The following is a 21,134-nucleotide window of genomic DNA, read 5'->3' as shown; positions in this document are numbered from 1 at the left end:
TCAATATATTTTTGCTAAAATTTTAATAGTATATTTTTACAACTAAAAATTTATATCATAATTAAATTTTAAAAGAGTTAACAAAATAAGATTTAATTAATGCAAATATTAATATATAATGTATTTAATATTTAATAATATAATCTAAAAAAAGGTGCAAAATAAATGACAAAACAAACACACTCATCTGGAGGATTTTTAATTGCTCTAATTATATTAAATGTATTTATAACAAAATATTTGATTCACTATAGTATTAGTTATAGATTACTATCAATAGTAATTTTTTTCTATGCTTCTCATATTGGATCATTATTTCCTGATATAGATATGAAAAGTTCTTTTATTAGTAAAAGGCATCCTTTTATCTCTAAGATTTTTGGAAAACGTTGTAGACATAGAGGTTTTACACATAGTTTATTAGCTATGCTTATTTTATATGTAATTTTTAAACTTTTTATAATTATAAGTAATGATAATATTATAATTATAAGTATGTGTTATGGATTTTTTATAGGTTATGCTTCACATTTAATTTTAGATTTGCTCACAAAAGAAGGAATTGAATTACTATACCCTTTTAAGGCTAATCTTAATGTATTTTTTATTAAAACCAACTCTAATGGAGAAAAGTACTTCAATAGATTTTTAAAATTTATAATTTCGCTTTATATACTATATAATATATATTTGATAGCTAATAACGTATTTCATCTAGATATATTGAACTATTTAAATTTAAATAATTTGGGAAAGTAAAAGGGGCATTTAAGCTCCTTTTTTTATTATAATTTTTATATTTTATTACACATTGCAATACTTTAACTTAATATTCATTTTATTATCACAATTATGTCCATATTAGTACAATATAATATAATAATATTATACCAATAAAATGGAGAGAGTTTATATGCAACAATTTTTATCAGCCTTTATTTTATCAATATCATCTAATTTAGATACCTTTACTGTATCTGTATCTTATGGTATGCATAAAATAAAACTACCTTTATCAAGCAATTTACTAATTGCTATAATAACATCAATTGGAACTTTCCTATCTATGTTATTTGGTAGTTTCCTAGAAAATATTTTACCTAATAGTATTTCTAACTTTATTGGTGGAATATCATTAGTCTTAATAGGGACTTGGTTTTTAATAAGTAGCATTAGAAATAAGGAGACACCTAATTTTATAAATGCTGATTCTAATAATTCTAGGGTTATTGAATTAAAAGAGACTATTCCTCTTGCTTTTGCACTTACAATAAATAATTTAGGTGTAGGAATTTCTGCAAGTATTACAGGAATAAACATATTTTATTCAACACTTTTTACGTTTATTGTAACTTCACTAAGTATCATTTTAGGATCATTGCTTGGCAATAGTTTCCTCGGAAAACTTCTTGGAAAGTATGCTTCACTTGCATCTAGTCTACTTCTTATTATATTAGGCATATATGAAAGTTTTATCTAAAAACCTAATTAACAAAAGCCCTAAAATTATAAATTTATAATTTTAGGGCTTTTGTTAATTATTCTTTATTCATCGTTTCTAAATTCTAAAATATCTTCAGGTTGACATTCTAATACTTTGCATATCGCCTCTAAAGTAGAGAATCTTATAGCTTTTGCCTTTCCATTCTTAAGAATAGATAGGTTTGCTTTGGTAACACCAACATGCTCTGCAAGTTCTGTTAAGCTTATTTTCCGCTTTGCCATCATTACATCTAAATTTGTTATTATCATCCATTCACCTATACTGTATATTTGCTCTCTTCTTCTAGTTCCTCAGATTTATATTTTATCTTTATAGATTCATTAAATACATCTCCAATTATTCTAGCAATTAATCCAATTGATGCTAATAATAAAGTTTCAAACTTAATAGCAAATCCACCAAACTCTAATATTTGAAGTGATGTATTATCATTTTTTATAAAATATGTTGCTATAGCCATTATAAATAAAATATTAGATATAGTAATTAAAATTTTTATATTCTTATCTGCAAATATAATCTTATTATTAATATTTTTAACTAACATTTTTATTTTAATTAATATTATAAACACTCCTGTTAAAATTACAAATCTAGTAAAAATAGATAAAATGCCCTCATTATTCATATTATTAAAATTACCAAACAAATTAATGGCTCCTCCAATTATCATAATCCCTAAAGCCAATAGTGCTAAATTAAGTACAATAGTGGTCACCTTTAAATATCTCATATTCCCCTCCTCAAATTGCCTTTATATTATATATATTACATCTTTTCCCAATAATATTCAATATATTTTTATTGCTATTCGATATATTTTTATTAACTAAGGTTAGAATTAAAAAACTTTAATATTTTTAGAATATTCAAATAAAAATAGAGTGCCTTTAATTGACACCCTATTTCATAAATTTATCTTAATCTCTTTATAGCTATTCCTAATATAAAAAATATTCCTCCAGCATTTACAAATAATAATCCATTAGATTTTCCTGTACTTGGTAGTATCTCTTTAGAAATACCTTTATTCTCTTTATTTATTTTTTGGTCTGAACCTTTGTTATTTGATTCATACTTTTTAGTATTCTTTTCTTTATTTTTATCAATATTTTTATTAGAAACACCATTATCTATAACTGCACCATTGCTAGGACTAGAACCTGTATTATTATTCTTATCATCGTTGTTATCTCTTGCGTCTTTAAATGTTACCTCTAGTTTGTTATTTGAATTTATATCTTTTAGTACGTATGAATTGTCCAAAACATTAACTTTTTTCCCATTTAAAAGAACTTCATCAACTTTATAACCCTTATCAGGGGTAAAGATAAATTTCTGATTTTCTCCCTTTTTAACTTCAAAGGATCCATTTGGTGAAACTTTTCCATTTTGCCCTTGAACTACTTCTATTTTATATGTTGAAACATTTGGCCTGTTTCCTTCTGTATTTGACAATCTTTTAACTGCATCATCAAGCATTAAAGCTGCATTATTAACATCATCTTGAGTTGAGTCTTTAGATTTTAATACCTTTTCCGCTAATAAAAGAGCATTATTTAGAAGATCTTTGCTACCTTCAGTGTATTTTGATAAATCCATATTTTTAATATCGTTTATCTTTTTATTTAAATCCGATTTTTCAATAGGTATATTCTTAGCAAAGAGTAATTCATACACATTAGTTTTTAATCCATCTTCTCCCTTTACAATAACCTTTCCTTTACCTGGAATAGTAACTGGCTCTACAACTGTAACAGCAGCATTATCTTCAGCTATTGCAGAAATTTCAGGAATTATATTATTATCAACATTTATTGTATATTTCATATTTTCAGGATTAAATTCTTTTAATTTATTTGTACCTATCTTAATTTCCTTTGCAAAAGATTTTGAGTTCTTAATAACATCGTCTTTAAATATTTGAACTTCTGTAATTCCTAAAGACTTATTAGCTTTTGCATTCATAAATATTCTTACCTTAGATGCTTTTATTTTATCAAACTTATAAATTTTTGTATTTTCATTTTTACCATTTTCAACTTTTTGATTTTTAACATCTATCCACTTATCATCTTTTTCATATTGAACTATAGCTGATTCTGGGAGTGCTATACCTGAATCTTTAAAGTAATGTACTATCATTTCATTTACATAATATTCTTGAGGACCTGTTCTTCCAAATTCTATAGACACCCACCCTGTTTTATCTGGATTCAGTTTCCAATTAGTCCAACGATCATGTGGATCATCATTAAATGAGATTATATCGTTGTGTATATGCTCAACTTTATCCTTTGAAGTAGGGCTTACTGGCGGCTCATTCGAATATGATGATTGAACTCTTGGATAATCATATCCATTTTGGAACCTTGAAATATTAAGTCCTTTTTCAAATTTATCCGATACCCTTACTTTTGCAACAGCTTTTAAATTTGAATCTTTAACTTCACCTTCTACAATAAACTCTCCAACATTTCCGTATTTATCCTGTGATATTTTATTCCATTTAACTGAATGTTGTCTTTCCGTATTATCACTATAATATACCATTAATGTTTTTGGTAGTATTGGCTCTTCATTAATTAAAGTAACTGCCGACACTGATTCTACCGCAACTTCTCCTTTAACTTCAACTTCCGCAACAGCTTTCAATGATGTTCCATAAACTTTACCATAAACCTTAAATGTTCCAAGCTTTCCGTATTGCTCCGCTTTAATTTTTTCCCAAGTGACCTGTTTATTTCTTGATAATCCAATATTATATTTTGCTTCTACTTCCTTTGGAAGTTTTGGTTCTTCACCTTTATCCACCACTACTTTAATTGGTTCAAAACCTACAATAAATTTTTCTTTATTTGATTTCTTCGCATTTATTACAAGCTTATTTGATTCTTTTGTAACATTTTTATAAGTAACTTTAACACTTACCTCGGCTGTTCCTTCTCCAACAATATTAATCTTTCCATTTTTTATAACTGCTACATCTTTATTAGATGTGATGTACTCAACTTTAGCATTATTTAAATCTATTTTTTCTCCATTTTGTAATGTAGCATTTACATTTAAATCCCCAATATCATCTTCAGTATAATTTGTTTTATCTGAAGATAATTCAACTTTATTTAGTAATGGATTTTTAACATTAAAGTTGATTTTATATACATTTATTACTTTTCCATCTTCTGAGGTAACAAGAATTTTTGCTTCTCCATGAATATTTGTTGGTAAAATAATTGCTTCAGTTGCATTATCAATAGCTGTAGCTTTTATTTTAGGAATCTCTGATCCATATGGAAGTTCTACATCATACTTAGTCTTATCACTTGAAAAACCTTCTATTTCTTTTCCATTAATTGATATAGATGAAAGTTTAGCTGTGTTATTTGGCACTATAACATCATCCATTATTTCTATTTCAGTTATAGCAAGAGACTTTCTATCCTTAGGAATCATATTAACTCTTATTTTATTAGTATTTACCTTATCAAATTTAATTTCATGCTTCATATTGTTTGTTATAGTTTCAGGCTTTATTGTCATATTAGAGACTTTTTTCCACTCATGTCCATCAAGGTACTCAACTATTAAACTCTTCGGTGCTTGGCAACCATTATCAGCATAAACATATAAATTAATATTATCTACATTCTGATTTTCTTTCCATTCTACACCTATATACTCATTATTAGTACGTGGAGTACGTTGCCAATTTGTCCATCTGTTAGGTGGATTATTATCATATGATATAACTCCATCATTTATATTATTAACGTCATCCGCTGGATTTGTAAAAGATGCAAAAGCCTTTCCTTGAGCTTTTGAATTATAAAGGGCTATATTCACTTTTTCAGTCTTATTAGTAACTCTAACCCTTGCCTCTGCTTTAAATTTATCTGTAATGTCTACCTTGCCATATACAATGAAGCTCCCTTCTTTGCTATACTTTTCTGAATCAATACTTTCCCATGTAACTTTTGATTGAACTTCTTTTCCATCACTATAAATAACTGTAGCTTCATCAGGTAGTTTAGGTAATACTCCTACTTTTGTAACTGTAGAGTGTGGCTTTACTAAAACAATATCACGAATATTAATTACAGCCTTTGCCTTTATATCAGATCCTTTAACTGTTCCATTTACATTAAATGATCCAACTTTGTTATACTGCTCTGGATTTATTTTATCCCAAATAACATTAACATCTTTTTCAGTATTATTTGCATAAATTGCTTTAATTGTCTTAGGTAATTGTGGTAAATTTCCTTTATCAATATTTATTACGACTTTTTCAAATCCAACAATTTTATCTTTATTCATGTCTTCTGAATTTATTGTATAGATAGAAGATTCACTACTATCTAATCCTTGAGCTGTTGCTTTAACTGTAACACTTCCTTCATTTTTATGTGGTTCAATTATTGCAAGCACCTTACCATTAAATGCCTTTCTGTTATTAGCTTTATATCTTTCAACACTTGCACCATTACCATTATCTACACCAACTAACTTGCCTCCTGTTACTTCAAAATTGACAAGATTATCGGCCGTTGGTACAACTACTCCATTTTTATCAACTATATCAACAGTAATAAATGATAACTTCTTACCATTTGATGATATAACACGTTTATCTGGTGTAAGTTTTACTCCGGCTGCTTGTCCCGCTGTTTTTATCTCTTCTTCTGCAACTACTACACCATTCTTCTTAGCTACTGCCTTAAGGGTACCTGCTTTAAATGGTACATCCCATCTTAAATGAAGCTTTCCATCTTTTGTTTCAAGGTATGATTCTCCATAATTTGTAGTTTTCTTTTCAAATTTACGTTCTCCTAATGATTTTCCATTTAAGAATAATTCAACTGTATCTGCATTTGAGTAAGCCCATACTTGGACATTCTCCCCATCTTTCCAATTCCAGTGTGGCAATAAATGAACCATTGGTTTATCAGACCATTGACTTTGATAGAAATAGAAAATATCTTTCTTAAATCCAGCTGTATCAATTGCTCCAAAATATGAACTCTTAGCTGGATATTTGCCATAAAACGGAGTTGGTTCTCCTAAGTAATCGAATCCTGTCCAAATAAATTGTCCTGCAATAAATTGTCTATCACGATCACGTATCCATGAATCTTCAGCGCTACGTCCCCATCCAACAACAGTGTTATCATAAGATGAACATTGAAGATTTGAATTATCAACTATATTAGGATTATTAGGATCTAAATATACCCCTCTTGATCTTACTGCTGAAGAGGTTTCTGAACCATACATTTTCCATTCAGGCTTTGATTTATGATGTACATCATAAACATTTTCACTATAGTTATATCCTACTACATCAACTGTATTAAATATTTCATCTCTTGATGATTGAAAGTTTGCAACACCATCAGCTTTACTACCTCTATACTTATCCTCTCCTATAGTTGTAGGTCTAGTTGTATCTATTTCTTTAATCCACTTTACAAGATTTTTTGCTATTTTCACTCCATTTGATGTATTTGTATCATAGATTTCATTTCCTATAGACCACATTATTATAGATGGGCTATTCTTAGCACTATCTACCATTGTTTTTATATCACGTTCTGCATATTGTTTAAAGAACCTATGATAATCGTATGTTTTCTTTCCTTGTTCCCAGCAATCAAAAGCTTCATCTATAAGCAATATCCCATTTTTTTCGCATATGTCTCTAAACTCTGGTGATGCTGGATTATGCGTAGATCTTATAGCATTTACTCCCATTTCTTTTAACATTAAAATTTGTCTTTCAACTGCACTATAATTTACAGCTGCTCCTAATGCACCTAAATCATGATGCATACATACACCTTTAAGTTTTACATTTTTTCCGTTTATTGAAAATCCTTTATTAGCATCAAATTTAAAATATCTGAAACCAAAAGAAGTTTCATATGTATCAATTACTTTCCCATCTTTAATAACTTCTGTAACTGCCTTATATATATTTCCACTATAAATACCCCATAGCTTAGGATTTTTAACCTTTAAATTTTGATTAAATTCCTTTAATTTTGAATCTAATACCTCATTCGACTCAACTTTTGAAACTTCGTGTCCATTTGGAGAAATTATCTTATTTCTTACTGTAACCTCTGAATTTTCTCCTGACTCATTACTTATCTTTGTCTTAATATTTACTCCTACATTTCCTCCATTAGCTAAATCTTCTTTAATGTTTGGAGTTGTAACAAATGTACCATACTTAGCTACATGAACTTTATTTGTAGCTGTAATATATACATTTCTGTAAATTCCACTACCAGAGTACCATCTACTACTTGGCTGAGTATTCTTTACTTTGACAGCTATTACATTATCACTACCATCAAATTTTAGATTATCTGTAATATCAAAACCAAAAGGCGTATATCCATTTTGATATTCCCCAACCTTTTGGTCATTTACGTAAACAGTAGATTCCATATAAACTCCATCAAAATCAATATTTATTTTTTTACCTTTCATTGATTCCGGTAATTTAAACGTTTTCCTATACCATCCTACTCCACCATCAAGAAATGCTGCTTCATGAGTTGCTGGAGAGTTTTTATTAAAATCAAGCTCTATACTCCAATCATGAGGAAGATTTAGACTTCTCCATTTTGAATCATTAAAATCTTTAGCTTCCGCTCCACTTTCATCTCCAAGTTTAAATTTCCAATTATCCGTGAAATTGATTTTTCGATCTTTTTCAATATTATGTTCTATTTTCACTTCCCCATCTTTATCCATTTTACTTTCATTGTTAGCTGCGAATACAGGTACATTTATGCTACAAATAATAACTAGAAGAGACATTATAAAAGCAACTATTTTTTTCATTATATTATTCACCATCCTAATTATTTTATATATAAAATTAACCTCATTAAGTCTATCTAATATTTTTATAAAAATTTACTTAATGAGGTCAATTATTTCTTTTGCTATTATCTTTATTATTATATCTAAACTACTTATTACTATTATCTAATTAACATATACGTAATTTAGCTAAAGCTTTAATACTTCAACTTCTTTCATAATTTGATTTACAGTTTCTATGTTTACTATACCTGTTTCCTCCTCTAGTGCATTTGATGTTCCACAGGCAGTAGCAAATGACAATATTTTTTCTATATCATATCCTCTTTCAATTCCAACTGATATACCACCTACAAAGGCATCTCCTGATCCAACTGGATTCACAGCTTTAACCTCCGGAACTTTTATTCTATATTTTTCTCCTCTATAGCCTGCTATTGATCCATCTTTCCCTAAAGATACAACAACAAACTCAATTCCCTTTTTATGAAATTCATCTATTTCCTTTAATACATCTTCAGTAGTTTCAATTTTTCTACCAATTATATATTCTATTTCATCTTTATTAGGCTTTATAAAGAAAGGTTTAGCTTCAATTCCATTTATTAAAAGATCTCCGCTAGTATCTAATAGAAATTTCTTGTTACTTTCCCTTGCAATTTCTATAAGATTCTTATATATATCTGTAGATAAATTTTTAGGGATACTTCCTGAAGCAACAACTATGGAGCTATCTTTTACTAATCTTCTATACTTATCTAAGAATTGCTCTAATTCACCTTCTATAAGTTCTGGACCAGGCTCTAGAATTTCTGTTTGTTCTAAATCCTCAGTTATAAAAGCCAAACATTCTCTTGTTGTGTTTTTAATGCTCACAAAATCATTTTTTATGTTCATTTCACATAGCTTGTCTCTTATAAAACTACCTGTGTACCCTCCCAGAAATCCAGTTACTAAAGCATCTTCACCTAATATAGTTGCTACATTAGCAACATGTAATCCTTTTCCTCCAGCTGTATTATCTACATTAGAAGCTCTCATTACAGTTCCTTTTTCTATATTGTTAATCTTATACTTCTTATCTACAGATGCATTAAGATTTAAAACTAATATCATCCTTATCCTCCTAATTAGATTTAATATCTATTTTCACTTCCACAAACTTTTATTTTATGCTGAACTATCTTTTTCATAGCTTCTTTTCCAGGTGTCATATATTTTCTTGGATCATTTGCTTCTGGATTTTCTTTAAAATATTTCTTAACAGCATCTGAAAATGGAATTTTTAAATCTGTAGCTACATTTACCTTACATATCCCAAGTGATATAGCTTTCTTAACAAGATCATCTGGGACATCTGATGCTCCATGTAATACTAGAGGTACATCTACTTTAGCGCTTATCTCTTTTAATCTTTCAAAATCAAGTTTAGGTTCTCCTTTGTATAATCCATGAGCTGTCCCAATAGCAACTGCTAATGAATCAACACCTGTTATTTCTACAAACTCTTTTGCTGAATCAGGATTAGTATACATAGCATCTTTCTCATCAACTACTAAGTCATCTTCTTTCCCACCTAATCTTCCAAGTTCCGCTTCAACTGTTGCATCATATCTATGCGCATAGTCTACTACCTCTTTAACCTTTTTTATATTATCTTCAAAATTTTCATGTGATGCATCTATCATAGCTGATTTAAATCCAATATCTATATAGTGTTTAATATCTTTAATACTTTCAAAGTGGTCTAAATGTACTGCAATTGGAATATTGTATTTACTTGCTGCAACTTTAGCCATTGAAACTATATTTTCTCCCTCTGCATACTCAATTGTTGATGGAGTACCAGCTAAAATTACAGGAGATCTCATTTCATTTGCAGTCTCTACAACAACTTGTAATGTTTCTAAGTTATGTATATTGAATGCTGGGACTGCATATCCACATTTTTGAGCTCTTTTGAGCATATCTCTTGTTGATAATACTTCATTCATATTCTCACCTCTATACTTTTATTCTGCTGGATATCCTCCATCATTCCATTTTTCTATAAACTCAACAAAGAAATCTTCATTCCCTTGTTGTCCTTCTTTAACTTCTGCAATTCTATCTATTTTTTCTATTAATCTTCTATTTTCCTCAGTATCTTCAAATTTAGTCTCTAAGAATGTATCTATTATGTTTTCTATTAATCCTAGTCCTGATATTCTTCCACCCATTCCTATAACATTTGCATTTAAGCACTTTCTTGCATAAGTTGCAGTACTTACATCTCTTACAAGAGCTGCTCTAACTCCAAATACTTTATCTGCTGATGTCGTTATACCAACCCCGCTTCCACAAATAACTATAGCTAAATCTGCTTCTCCACTAATTACCTTCTCCGCAGTCTTCTTTCCATATATAGGATAGTGAGTTCTTACATGATCATATGTTCCATTATCTATTACTTCATGGCCTTTTGATTTTAAATAATCTGATACTTTCATTTTAATATCTGTTACTATATGGTCACATCCAATTGATATCTTCATTTTTTCTCCTCCAATTAAAGCATTTTATTTAACATATCTATTCTTATTTGATGTCTTCCCCCCGCATATTCAGACTCTAAATATGCATTAACAATGTTTTTTGCTAATGTTTTTCCTACAATTCCAGATCCAATTGCAATTATAGATGTATTGTTATGATTTCTTGTCATTTTGGCAGAATGCTCATCTGAAACTTCAGCACAAATTATATTTTTAAATTTATTAGCCGACATAAATGATCCAGCTCCATACTCATCTATAAGTATTCCTCTATCTCCTTCACCACCTAATATACCTCTACATACTCTCTCTGCTGAATCTACAAAATCCAAATTATCCTCTGGCGTTTTGTCAATAACCTCATAATCTTTTTCTTTCAAATACTCCTTTAGACATTCTTTTAATTCAAATCCATTTTTGTCTGATCCAATTAAAATTTTCATTTTATCCTCCTTATATCAATAGATAATTTTAGTATATTTTTTATATTGTTCTTCCTCAAATTCACTAATGTCTTTATCGGTGATTATAGCTGTTAAGTTTTCTAGTTTATAAAATTTATAAAAATCTTTTTTATCTAGTTTACTGGAATCACATAATGCATACTTTTCATATGCATTATCTAATATAATTTTTTGAGAAAATCCTTCTTCTTCGTTATATGTCATAAGTCCATCTTCATATATTCCATTTGCTCCTACAATGGCCACATTTACTCGCATTTTACTTAGAGTTTCATTTGCAAAGTTACCAACAAAAGTATCAGTTGTTTCTCTAAACTTTCCACCTACTAATAATAAGTCAAATCTTTTATCATTTTTAAATTTTTGAAACACCGATAGACAATTTGTTATTACTTTTATATATGATACATTTATATATTCATATAAAAGTTCATTTGTAGTACCAGGTCCTATATATACTGTATCGTTCTCTTTTATAAAACTTGCTGCTAATTTTGCTATATATCTTTTATTTTCTATATTTATTTCTCTTTTCTCATGAAGCAAAAGTTCACCATTTAGATACATATTTTTATTTCTTGCTCCACCATGAATTCTAATAAGATATCCTTTATTTTCTAAATCCTTAAGATCTCTCCTTAAAGTCATCTCAGTTACATTAAATTCTTTTATTAATTCAGAATTTTTTATTATATTTTCTTCTTCTAATTTTTCTATTATCTTTTTGTGTCTTTCAGCTTTCAACATTTTCTATACCTCCATGTTGTATATAATTTATCTACACAATACTATAACACTAAACAATTCCCATATCTAATATTCATTTTTATAACAACTTTATAGTATCTTCATATATAGAGGTATCTTTTGAATTTTACAGTCTATTTTTCATTTGCTTCAATCGCATATGCTTTGTTTCTCTTCTTCATTTGTTTCGCATACCAAACGAAAAGTAAAACATATACAAGTAACGCAGCTACTACTGCAATTGTATTTCCAGCTGTCATATTACCACCAAATTGTCCAACAAGTATTGCTATAAATTTTTCAATCGGTCCTTCAAGTGTGGCATGAGTAATTAATGTTCCTGCTGGTAATCCTGCTGGAAATGCTCCAACTGCCTTAGCTGTAGTTGTTACAAACCCTGAAATTGCAGTGCCTGACCACAAGAATATTGGTAACATAAAGCATCCTGTAATAATCATTCTTATCATCTTTCCTCTAGTAACTACTAGTAATGCTGGTGTTAAACCAATTGCAATTATTCCACCTAGAGGCAAAATCTTATTTCCTGGTAAAAATAGAGCCATAACTAACATTATTGGTGCTAAAACATTAGCTGCAGCCCACATTTCCGCTCTTGATGCTAAGAAAGGCCAGTCAATACCTATATTAAATTTTCTTCCTGCAAACTTCTTACTTAAAAAGTTTGTGATACCTTGTGATAATGGTTCAACTGCTTCAATGAACCAGCTTCCAATAAATGAAAATAATTCAAGACACATACCACCTATAAATGCTAATGTGAATATAATTTGTGGAGTTTGGCGTCCAAGTATTCCAATAAATACTCCTAAATAAACTCCAATTGCAAATTTACTTCCCCAGAAACCTATCCTTCTGTTCAATTGTGCTGCATCAAAATCATATTTATCTAAGAAAGGAAAAACTTTATCAAATATTTTATCAAATATCATAATTACTGGATTTAACATAAAATTTAAATGAGTTGTAGTTGTTGGATTTGTATCAGGCATATTTAACAAATCATTAAATGTTGGTTTCATTAAATCTGCATTCTTAATCTTTAACACACCTATTAAAATTACCAGTAATGTTGCTAATAATAAGTTGTTATCTGAATAATACATTACTATCAAACCAATTATTGACAAATGCCATACGTTAAATATATCAACATCCAATGTATCTGTTTGATTAATTACTAGCATTATTATGTTAACGATTACTATAATCATTAAAAAATAAAGTGTATAAACTGATCCCCATGTAATTGTAGCAAGTGGTGCCCATCCAACATCAGTTATTGATAACTCAATGCCTGTTGACTTAACAAAAGCCTGAAGTGCTGGTGCAAAGTTACCTGTTAATATTCCGATTATTGATCCCATTGCAGTAAGTGCTATTGCAAGTTTTATACCACCCTCTAATGCCTTTGAGAACTTAACCCTCATACATATAGCAAGTAATGTTAAAACAATAAGCATAAGTGGCGGTGCCCCTAAATCTATTAATGGTTTAAAGATACTGTTAGCAAAGTCTATTATTCCTGACATTATTTTTCCTCCCCATTTTTCTTCTTGTAAAGTTTTATTAATTATTTAAATCCTTATTATTTATTTAAAGTTTTAATTATTCTCTCAACTTCATCAAATACTGGTTGGCTCATTACTGGCATTCTATATAGTATTGGTCCAGCTTCAACTATAGGTATACTTATTTCAAATCCACAATTTGGTGCAGAAATCGGTGCAAAGATATCATACTTAGCTACCATATCTTCAGTAATATCCTTTATCATTACTGCATCTGCATGAACTTCATATCCTCTATTTCTCATTTCCTCCTCAATTGCATTTTTTATTTGGTGGCTTGAATTTACTCCCGCTCCACAAGCTGCTAAAATTTTTATCATAATAATTCCTCCCTAAATATATTTTTATATTATTTAAATTTTATTGATTTAATATGCTATATATTTCTTCTATTGAATTAGCTTCTTCAAGCTTGTCTATATTCTCCTTATTGGTAATAAATTTCATTATATTTGCTAGAATATTAGCCTGTTCTCCGCCAGCTTCATTTAAAATCATAAAGAGATACTTAACATTAAGATTTTCTGATGAATTCATCATATTTTTAAAATTTAATTCATTTTTTAATTTTACTACTATAACTTTAGTCTCATTACAATATTCACTTTCCGTATGTGGAATTGCTACATTAGGTAGATTTGGTGCTACAACACTTAAATCAATACCAGTCGGAAATTCTTTTTCTCTTTTTTTTAATGCTTTAATATAATCTGATTTAACTAAACCTTTTCTAAATAGCTTGTCTGAAATTTTTTCAAAAGCTTCATTAACATCATTAAAACATTCAATGAATATTAAATCTGGTTCAAATAACTTAAAAAACTCATTACTCATATTTAACTCCCTCCCATTGTTTGTTTTTGTTTGTTTTTGTTAATTAAATTATATATAAATACGTTTACATAATCAATTTGAATATTCAGAAAAATCCTTTAATTTATGCCTATATTATGTATTATACTTAATTTTTCCATATAAACCATACTTTTTAATACTATTTACTCCCTTTTTCTTCATTTTTCATATTTATTTTTCTATTTTATTAAATTTAACCAAATTTATCCCAATAAAATTAGTCACTATAAATTACTAACTATAAATTTACTTTTAAAATTATACAATTACTAATCAGATTTCAAACATTTATTATAAATTTATAACACTCACTATAACACATTAATAAATTCAAAAAAAAGAGCATAAATATATTTATGCTCTTCTCTACAATATTAAAAATTAATAATTTAATTTACTAGAAAGATATGCATTTATAAACGCATCAACATCTCCATCCATAACTGCTTGAACATTTGAAGTTTCTTCACCTGTTCTATGATCTTTTACCATATTATATGGATGGAATACATAAGATCTTATTTGACTTCCCCACCCCATATCTTTTAGTTCGCCAGTTAAATCTTCTATCTTTTCTTTATGAGCTCTATCCTTAAGTTCTATAAGCTTAGATTTTAACATATTCATTGCAGTTTCTCTATTTGATATTTGACTTCTCTCATTTTGACACTGTACAACTATTCCAGTTGGAATATGTGTTATTCTAACTGCTGATTCTGTCTTATTAACGTGCTGACCACCAGCCCCACTTGCTCTATAAGTATCAACCTTTAAATCATCAGATTTAATATCTATATCTTGATCTTTTGTAAGTTCTGGCAGAACTTCAACAGATGCAAATGATGTTTGTCTTTTTCCATTTGCATTATATGGTGATATTCTAACTAATCGGTGAATACCTTTTTCTGCTTTTAGATATCCATATGCAAATTCACCCTTTATACTCAAAGTTACACTCTTAACTCCAGCTTCTTCACCTTGAATTAGGTCCAAAGTTTCCACAGAAAACCCTTTTCTTTCGCACCATCTTGTGTACATCCTTAAAAGCATTTCTGTCCAATCATTTGCGTCAGTTCCACCAACACCAACATGTAATGTGAATATTACATTATTTTTATCATACTCACCTGATAAAAGCATCTCTATCTTATAATCTTCAACTTCTTTTTCTAGGAACTTAACTCCTGAAATTATCTCATCTATTGATTCATCATCATTTTCTTCCATAATTTCATTTAAAACTTCTATGTCCTCAATCTTTGTCTCTAAAGTTTCAAATCTTTCTAATTTAGATTTTAAGAACTTACTTTCTTTAGTTACTTCTTCAGCTTTCTTTATATCATCCCAAAATCCTTGTTCTTGCATTCTTAAGTCAAGTTCTATTATTTGTTTCTCTAAAGCTTCTTTGTCAAAGTGAAGCCCTCATTTCCTCTAAATTTAATTTTAAACTTGGCATTTTAGCTAATGCTTTTTCAAGTTCTATTCTCATATAATCACCTCTATTTTAATTTTAAATAAAGCATCGTTATCTTAAAGATAACGATGCCCATTTTAATTTCTATACTTCTCTTCCACAGCAGTTTTTATACTTCTTTCCGCTACCGCATGGACAAGGTTCATTTCTACCAGTAGTTACTTCTTTCTTAGCTGGTTGCTTCTTTGAAGAAGATTCATCTCCTCCATGATTTACATGAGTTGCCGTTGTCTCTTTAACTACTCTTTCTCTCTCTTCTGGTGCTTTTTCCATTTGAACGTGGAATAAATATTTTACAGTATCTATCTTAATTGACTCTATCATTTCATCGAACATAGCACTACCTTCCATTTGGTATGCTTGAACTGGATCTTGTTGCTTAAATGCTCTAAGTCCAATACCTTGTTTTAAGTGATCCATATTATCTATATGATCCATCCACTTAATATCAACATTCTTAAGAAGAACTACTCTTTCTATTTCTCTAAGCTTTTCTTCTCCAAATTCTGCTTCTTTACCTTTATATATTTCTAAAGCTATTGCTGTAAGCTTTTCTTTAATTTGATCATTTGAAAGATCCATTAGATCTTCAATAGTTATTCTATTTGCTGGTAGACAAATATCATCTAAATAAAGAATTAAGTTCTTAAATTCATTTTGATAATCATCTTCCATTCCAGTAATATGAGCATCTACGGCCTCACTTATTACTTCTTTAATCATGACCTCTATTTGTTCTTCTAAATTTTCACCTTCAAGAACTTGACTTCTTTGCTTATAGATAATTTCTCTTTGCATATTCATAACATCATCATATCCTAAAAGATTCTTTCTGATGTCAAAGTTATGACCTTCAACTTTCTTTTGAGCACTTTCTATTGATTTTGTAATTATCTTACTTTCAATAGCATCGTCTTCTTCAAGTCCAAGTTTATCAACCATAGCATGAGTTTTTTCTGACATAAAGATTCTCATTAGATCATCTTCTAATGAAATGAAGAACGTTGATTCTCCAATATCACCTTGTCTACCTGAACGTCCTCTAAGCTGATTATCTATTCTTCTTGATTCATGTCTTTCTGTACCAATTATCTTAAGACCACCAGTTTCTAGTGCTCCTTCTCCAAGTTTTATATCAGTACCTCTACCAGCCATATTTGTTGCAATTGTTACTGATCCAACTTCACCAGCATCTGCTATAATTTCTGCTTCTTGCTCATGATATTTAGCATTTAAGACTTTGTGCTTAATACCTTTTTTCTTTAATAGTGCAGAAATTATTTCTGACTTTTCAATACTTGCAGTACCAACAAGAACTGGTTGACCTTTTTCATGAGATGCTTTTATTTCATCAACTATAGCATTATACTTACCCATAGCAGTTTTATATACTATATCGTGATTATCTATTCTTTGGATTGGTCTATGTGTTGGAACAACTATAACATCTAATCCATAGATTTCTCTAAATTCATTTTCTTCTGTTAATGCTGTACCTGTCATACCTGATAATTTGTTGTACATTCTAAAATAGTTTTGGAATGTTATTGTTGCTAAAGTTTTTGATTCTCTTGCAATCTTAACTCCTTCTTTAGCTTCAATAGCTTGGTGAAGACCATCTGAGTATCTTCTACCTTCCATAAGTCTTCCTGTAAATTCATCAACTATTATAACTTCTCCATCTTTAACCATATAATCTTTATCAAGTTTCATTACATAGTTAGCCTTTAATGCTTGAGTTACATAATGTTGTAATTGCATATTTTCAGCATCTGCATAGTTTTCTACTTTAAATGCCTTTTCTGCCTTTTCAACACCTTCTTCTGTAAGCATTGCAGCATTTGCTTTTTCATCAATTGTATAATCTTTTTCGGCAACTAATGTCTTTACAAAATAGTCTGCAACTTTATAGAATTCTGTTGATTTTTCTCCTGCACCTGAAATTATAAGTGGTGTTCTAGCTTCATCAATAAGAATTGAGTCAACCTCATCCACTATAACAAAGTTTAGTCCTCTTTGAACTCTTTCTTCTTTATATACAACCATGTTGTCTCTTAAGTAGTCAAATCCAAATTCATTATTTGTTCCATATGTTATATCAGCGTTATATGCTGCTCTTCTTTGATCATTATTTAAATCATGAACGATAACATCTGTTTTAAGTCCTAAGAACTCATAAATATTATTCATCCAATCTCTATCTCTTGAAGCTAGGTAATCATTAACTGTTATTACGTGAACCCCTTCTCCTGATAAAGCATTTAAATATGCTGGTAATGTAGCAACTAATGTTTTACCTTCACCAGTTTTCATTTCCGCTATTCTTCCTTGATGAAGAACAATACCACCTATTAATTGCTCTCTATAATGCTTCATTTTCAATACTCTTCCTGAAGCCTCTCTTACAACAGCAAACGCCTCAACTAATAAGTCATCTAATGTTTCACCATTTTTATATCTTTCTTTAAATTCTTCTGTTTTACCCCTTAATTCTTCATCACTTAGTTTTTCCATAGTTGATTCTAAGCTTTCGATTTTGTCAACTAATGGCTTTATTCTCTTAACTTCTCTTTCGCTATACGTTCCAAATAAAGCTTTAAACATTCCCATATTTTCATCCTTCCAAACGCTAAAAAATTTGATAAGCATTTTCTCTTTCTTTACTTAGTATACATTTATAAATTATACCATTTTTAATTAATATATTTCAACTTTATCACAATTTTATTAATTTTATATGTACTATAACTTAAAAACTCCATAAAGTTTATGATTAATCATTAACTTTATGGAGTATAAAATTCTATTTATTAAGTTTTAAATTTTATACGTAATCTGGTTCTAATAACCCATAATCTCCGTCTTTCCTCTTATACAATACGCTGACATTATTTGTATCTGCATCTTTATAGACGAAGAAATTATGTCCTATAAGTTCCATTTGAAGAATTGCTTCATCAACATTCATAGGCTTAACAGCAAATCTTTTTGTTTTTACTACTTCACCTTCATGCTCATTTTCATATTTATCAGTTGCGATTTCTCCAAATCTTAATGAATCATTCATTCTTCTAGAAAGTTTTGTTCTTTGCTTTCTAATTTGTCTTTCTAATTTGTCTTCTACTTTATCTATAGATTTATACATATCATCTGTTATCTCTTCAGCTCTAAGTAGAATTCCATTAAATGGTATTGACACTTCTACTCTATGCCTATTCTTTTGTACAGATAATGTTGCTTTCGCATTCACATTACTCTCAAAATACTTGTCAAGTTTTGAAACCTTTTTCTCTACCATGTCTTTTAACGCAGGAGTTAATTCAATGTTTTTTGTTACAACTGTTACCTTCATAAGTCCAGCTCCTCTCACTACATTCTAAGTTTAACTTAGACGATTTCAAATGATTAGTTTATCTATTTGTTAAATATATTGTACTCCTCTTCATAATAAAAGGCAAGTCTATTTTCTGAATTTACTGAAAATTTAGTTTTTGTATATAATTTTAACTAAATGCAAAAAAAGACACTAAATTTTTAGTGTCTTTTTTTGAAAAGTTAGCTGACCTGGTTTTTGCCCCCACACTCGCCTACTGGAGATTTCGCTACCCAGAATTAACCTCTCACTACTAACCCTCTCAAGTTTTATTACCTGGTAGGACTTACCTCTATACCGCACCATGCTCACTAGAATCTTTGCCTAGCTTATGTGGATCGTTTCGCCTGCGACTGGCATCGACTTTCAACCACAGACCTAACTTTACATTAATATTATATACGACTTTTAGCAATAGTCAATATTTTTATTTTTTTTGCACCATTTTCTTTTAAAATTTTAATTCCTTCCTCTATCGTTGCCCCTGTTGTAACAACATCATCAATTAATATGAATTTTTTTCCTTTTATATCACATTTCTCTTTTATAGAAAATGAATCTTTTATGTTATCTCTTCTTTCATTTTTGCTTAATTCCTTTTGAGTTTTTGTTTCTTTTGATTTAATTAATGTCTCCATATAATTTAGATCTAGTCGCTTAGAAAGAAGCTTTGCAATGTATTCGCATTGATTAAAACCTCTTGTCTTTTTTGATTTTTTGCCTATAGGTATATATGTTAAAATATACTCTTTACTGATATTAGATATCTTTGTCTCAAGCATATCTACTAGTATTTCACCAGCTAAGAAATCCTTCTTAAATTTAAATAGATGAATCAATTCTTTAAGCGCACCTTTATAGTAACCATAATATTCATCCTCTGTGCAAAGCTTTATACTTCTTAGACAACTTTTACATATTCCCTCTTCCTCTTCTTCCTGGCATATTATGCAAGTGGATGGATATGAAAAAAGTATTTGTAGTACACTTTCTTTTAAATAATCTAATAACTTAAATATCCTTCTTCCCATAGCCTTTTATTAAAACTCCTAGTTACTTCCCTTGCCTTTTCTATATTTTCCGTTTCTTCATGACAAACTAAAATAACTTCTGAGAATTCATTATCTCTTTTGCAAACCTTACTACACATAAACAATATTTTCTTATAATCTATACTTTCGTCGTCTGCTGATAATACTATAATTCCATCTACATTTGGAGTCTCTAATACCTCTCCTATTTTATTTGTTATTAGAAATATTGACTTATCTTTAAACTTAAATACATTATTATTTAACTTTTCATCAGTTGACTTTAATAATTTAACGCCTTTTAAATCAATTCTTTCTCTATAATAGTCATATATTGTATCTATATCCTTAAGGTAAGGTACATAGGTTATTACATTTTTATTGTTATTTTTAAACCATAATATATACTCATATAAGAAATATGGAATATCGTATCTTAAGTCTATCCTAGTTGTCATAACTCTAGGCTCTGTAAGCATATTTATATCTTCTAAATTCAACATATTTATTGTATTTGCATGTTCATTATAATTTATTGAAGAATATAATATTATCTTTTTAGAATATCTTTTTAATTTATCATATACACTTTGAAAAGTCTCTTTTGATAATTTTGAATATGATGATATATCATCTATTATAATAAGATCATAACTTTTATTTATGTTATATAAATACCTACAATTCATAAATACAAGTTTCTTATCTACTATATCTTCTCTAGTA

The 21,134-nt window shown here is 28.9% G+C and carries 18 protein-coding genes; 2 read left to right on the top strand and 16 right to left on the bottom strand.

Annotated elements, in window-relative coordinates; all coding sequences use genetic code 11:
- Positions 1 to 165: 165 nt before the first annotated feature.
- Complete coding sequence (locus tag JOC62_RS19485; RefSeq protein ID WP_204595887.1) at positions 166 to 759, top strand: metal-dependent hydrolase; 594 nt, start codon at positions 166 to 168, stop codon at positions 757 to 759.
- Positions 760 to 913: 154 nt separating this feature from the next.
- Positions 914 to 1,480 (top strand): manganese efflux pump MntP, encoded by a 567-nt coding sequence (locus JOC62_RS13895; RefSeq protein ID WP_204595886.1) that lies wholly within the window; start codon positions 914 to 916, stop codon positions 1,478 to 1,480.
- 65 nt (positions 1,481 to 1,545) lie between these two features.
- Here JOC62_RS13895 and JOC62_RS13890 read toward each other — a convergent pair whose 3' ends face one another.
- The 16 genes from JOC62_RS13890 to JOC62_RS13815 form a co-directional block, all read right to left on the bottom strand.
- Positions 1,546 to 1,752 (bottom strand): helix-turn-helix domain-containing protein, encoded by a 207-nt coding sequence (locus JOC62_RS13890; RefSeq protein WP_204595885.1) that lies wholly within the window; start codon positions 1,750 to 1,752, stop codon positions 1,546 to 1,548.
- A gap of 8 nt (positions 1,753 to 1,760) precedes the next feature.
- On the bottom strand, positions 1,761 to 2,237 hold the full coding sequence (locus JOC62_RS13885; protein ID WP_204595884.1) for a hypothetical protein: 477 nt from the start codon (positions 2,235 to 2,237) through the stop codon (positions 1,761 to 1,763).
- Positions 2,238 to 2,419: 182 nt separating this feature from the next.
- Positions 2,420 to 8,359: an Ig-like domain-containing protein gene (locus JOC62_RS13880; RefSeq protein ID WP_204595883.1), complete on the bottom strand. Its 5,940-nt coding sequence runs from the start codon at positions 8,357 to 8,359 to the stop codon at positions 2,420 to 2,422.
- Between the two features lie 171 nt (positions 8,360 to 8,530).
- Entirely contained in the window at positions 8,531 to 9,457 is a 927-nt protein-coding gene (locus tag JOC62_RS13875) for a 1-phosphofructokinase family hexose kinase (protein WP_204595882.1), read from the bottom strand.
- 20 nt (positions 9,458 to 9,477) lie between these two features.
- Positions 9,478 to 10,335, bottom strand: coding sequence for a tagatose bisphosphate family class II aldolase (locus JOC62_RS13870; protein WP_204595881.1), 858 nt, complete (start codon positions 10,333 to 10,335; stop codon positions 9,478 to 9,480).
- 18 nt (positions 10,336 to 10,353) lie between these two features.
- Positions 10,354 to 10,875, bottom strand: coding sequence for a galactose-6-phosphate isomerase subunit LacB (lacB, locus tag JOC62_RS13865; RefSeq protein ID WP_204595880.1), 522 nt, complete (start codon positions 10,873 to 10,875; stop codon positions 10,354 to 10,356).
- 14 nt (positions 10,876 to 10,889) lie between these two features.
- Positions 10,890 to 11,318, bottom strand: a complete 429-nt coding sequence (gene lacA / locus JOC62_RS13860) for a galactose-6-phosphate isomerase subunit LacA (protein ID WP_204595879.1) — start codon at positions 11,316 to 11,318, stop codon at positions 10,890 to 10,892.
- Positions 11,319 to 11,333: 15 nt separating this feature from the next.
- On the bottom strand, positions 11,334 to 12,086 hold the full coding sequence (locus JOC62_RS13855; protein ID WP_204595878.1) for a DeoR/GlpR family DNA-binding transcription regulator: 753 nt from the start codon (positions 12,084 to 12,086) through the stop codon (positions 11,334 to 11,336).
- 134 nt (positions 12,087 to 12,220) lie between these two features.
- Positions 12,221 to 13,636 (bottom strand): PTS transporter subunit IIC, encoded by a 1,416-nt coding sequence (locus JOC62_RS13850; RefSeq protein ID WP_204595877.1) that lies wholly within the window; start codon positions 13,634 to 13,636, stop codon positions 12,221 to 12,223.
- Positions 13,637 to 13,692: 56 nt separating this feature from the next.
- A complete protein-coding gene (locus tag JOC62_RS13845; RefSeq protein ID WP_204595876.1) occupies positions 13,693 to 13,995 on the bottom strand; it encodes a PTS sugar transporter subunit IIB in 303 nt (100 codons plus the stop codon).
- Positions 13,996 to 14,035: 40 nt separating this feature from the next.
- On the bottom strand, positions 14,036 to 14,509 hold the full coding sequence (locus JOC62_RS13840; protein WP_204595875.1) for a PTS sugar transporter subunit IIA: 474 nt from the start codon (positions 14,507 to 14,509) through the stop codon (positions 14,036 to 14,038).
- Positions 14,510 to 14,911: 402 nt separating this feature from the next.
- A protein-coding gene (gene prfB, locus JOC62_RS13835) for a peptide chain release factor 2 (protein WP_204595874.1) occupies positions 14,912 to 16,019 on the bottom strand; the annotation gives its coding sequence in 2 pieces (ribosomal slippage) (positions 14,912 to 15,952 and positions 15,954 to 16,019; 1,107 coding nt in all).
- A gap of 69 nt (positions 16,020 to 16,088) precedes the next feature.
- Entirely contained in the window at positions 16,089 to 18,614 is a 2,526-nt protein-coding gene (gene secA / locus JOC62_RS13830) for a preprotein translocase subunit SecA (RefSeq protein WP_204595873.1), read from the bottom strand.
- Positions 18,615 to 18,828: 214 nt separating this feature from the next.
- Entirely contained in the window at positions 18,829 to 19,356 is a 528-nt protein-coding gene (hpf, locus tag JOC62_RS13825; protein ID WP_204595872.1) for a ribosome hibernation-promoting factor, HPF/YfiA family, read from the bottom strand.
- 416 nt (positions 19,357 to 19,772) lie between these two features.
- Positions 19,773 to 20,408 (bottom strand): ComF family protein, encoded by a 636-nt coding sequence (locus JOC62_RS13820; RefSeq protein ID WP_204595871.1) that lies wholly within the window; start codon positions 20,406 to 20,408, stop codon positions 19,773 to 19,775.
- On the bottom strand, positions 20,381 to 21,134 hold a 754-nt coding region (locus JOC62_RS13815; RefSeq protein ID WP_204595870.1), incomplete at its 5' end, for a hypothetical protein. The genes JOC62_RS13820 and JOC62_RS13815, both read right to left, overlap by 28 nt.

The organism is Clostridium sardiniense (assembly GCF_016907995.1).
In the GTDB taxonomy this organism is placed as follows: domain Bacteria; phylum Bacillota; class Clostridia; order Clostridiales; family Clostridiaceae; genus Clostridium; species Clostridium sardiniense.
The sequence above is the reverse complement of the archived record's forward strand: the minus strand, read 5'-3'. Positions and strand labels throughout refer to the sequence as shown.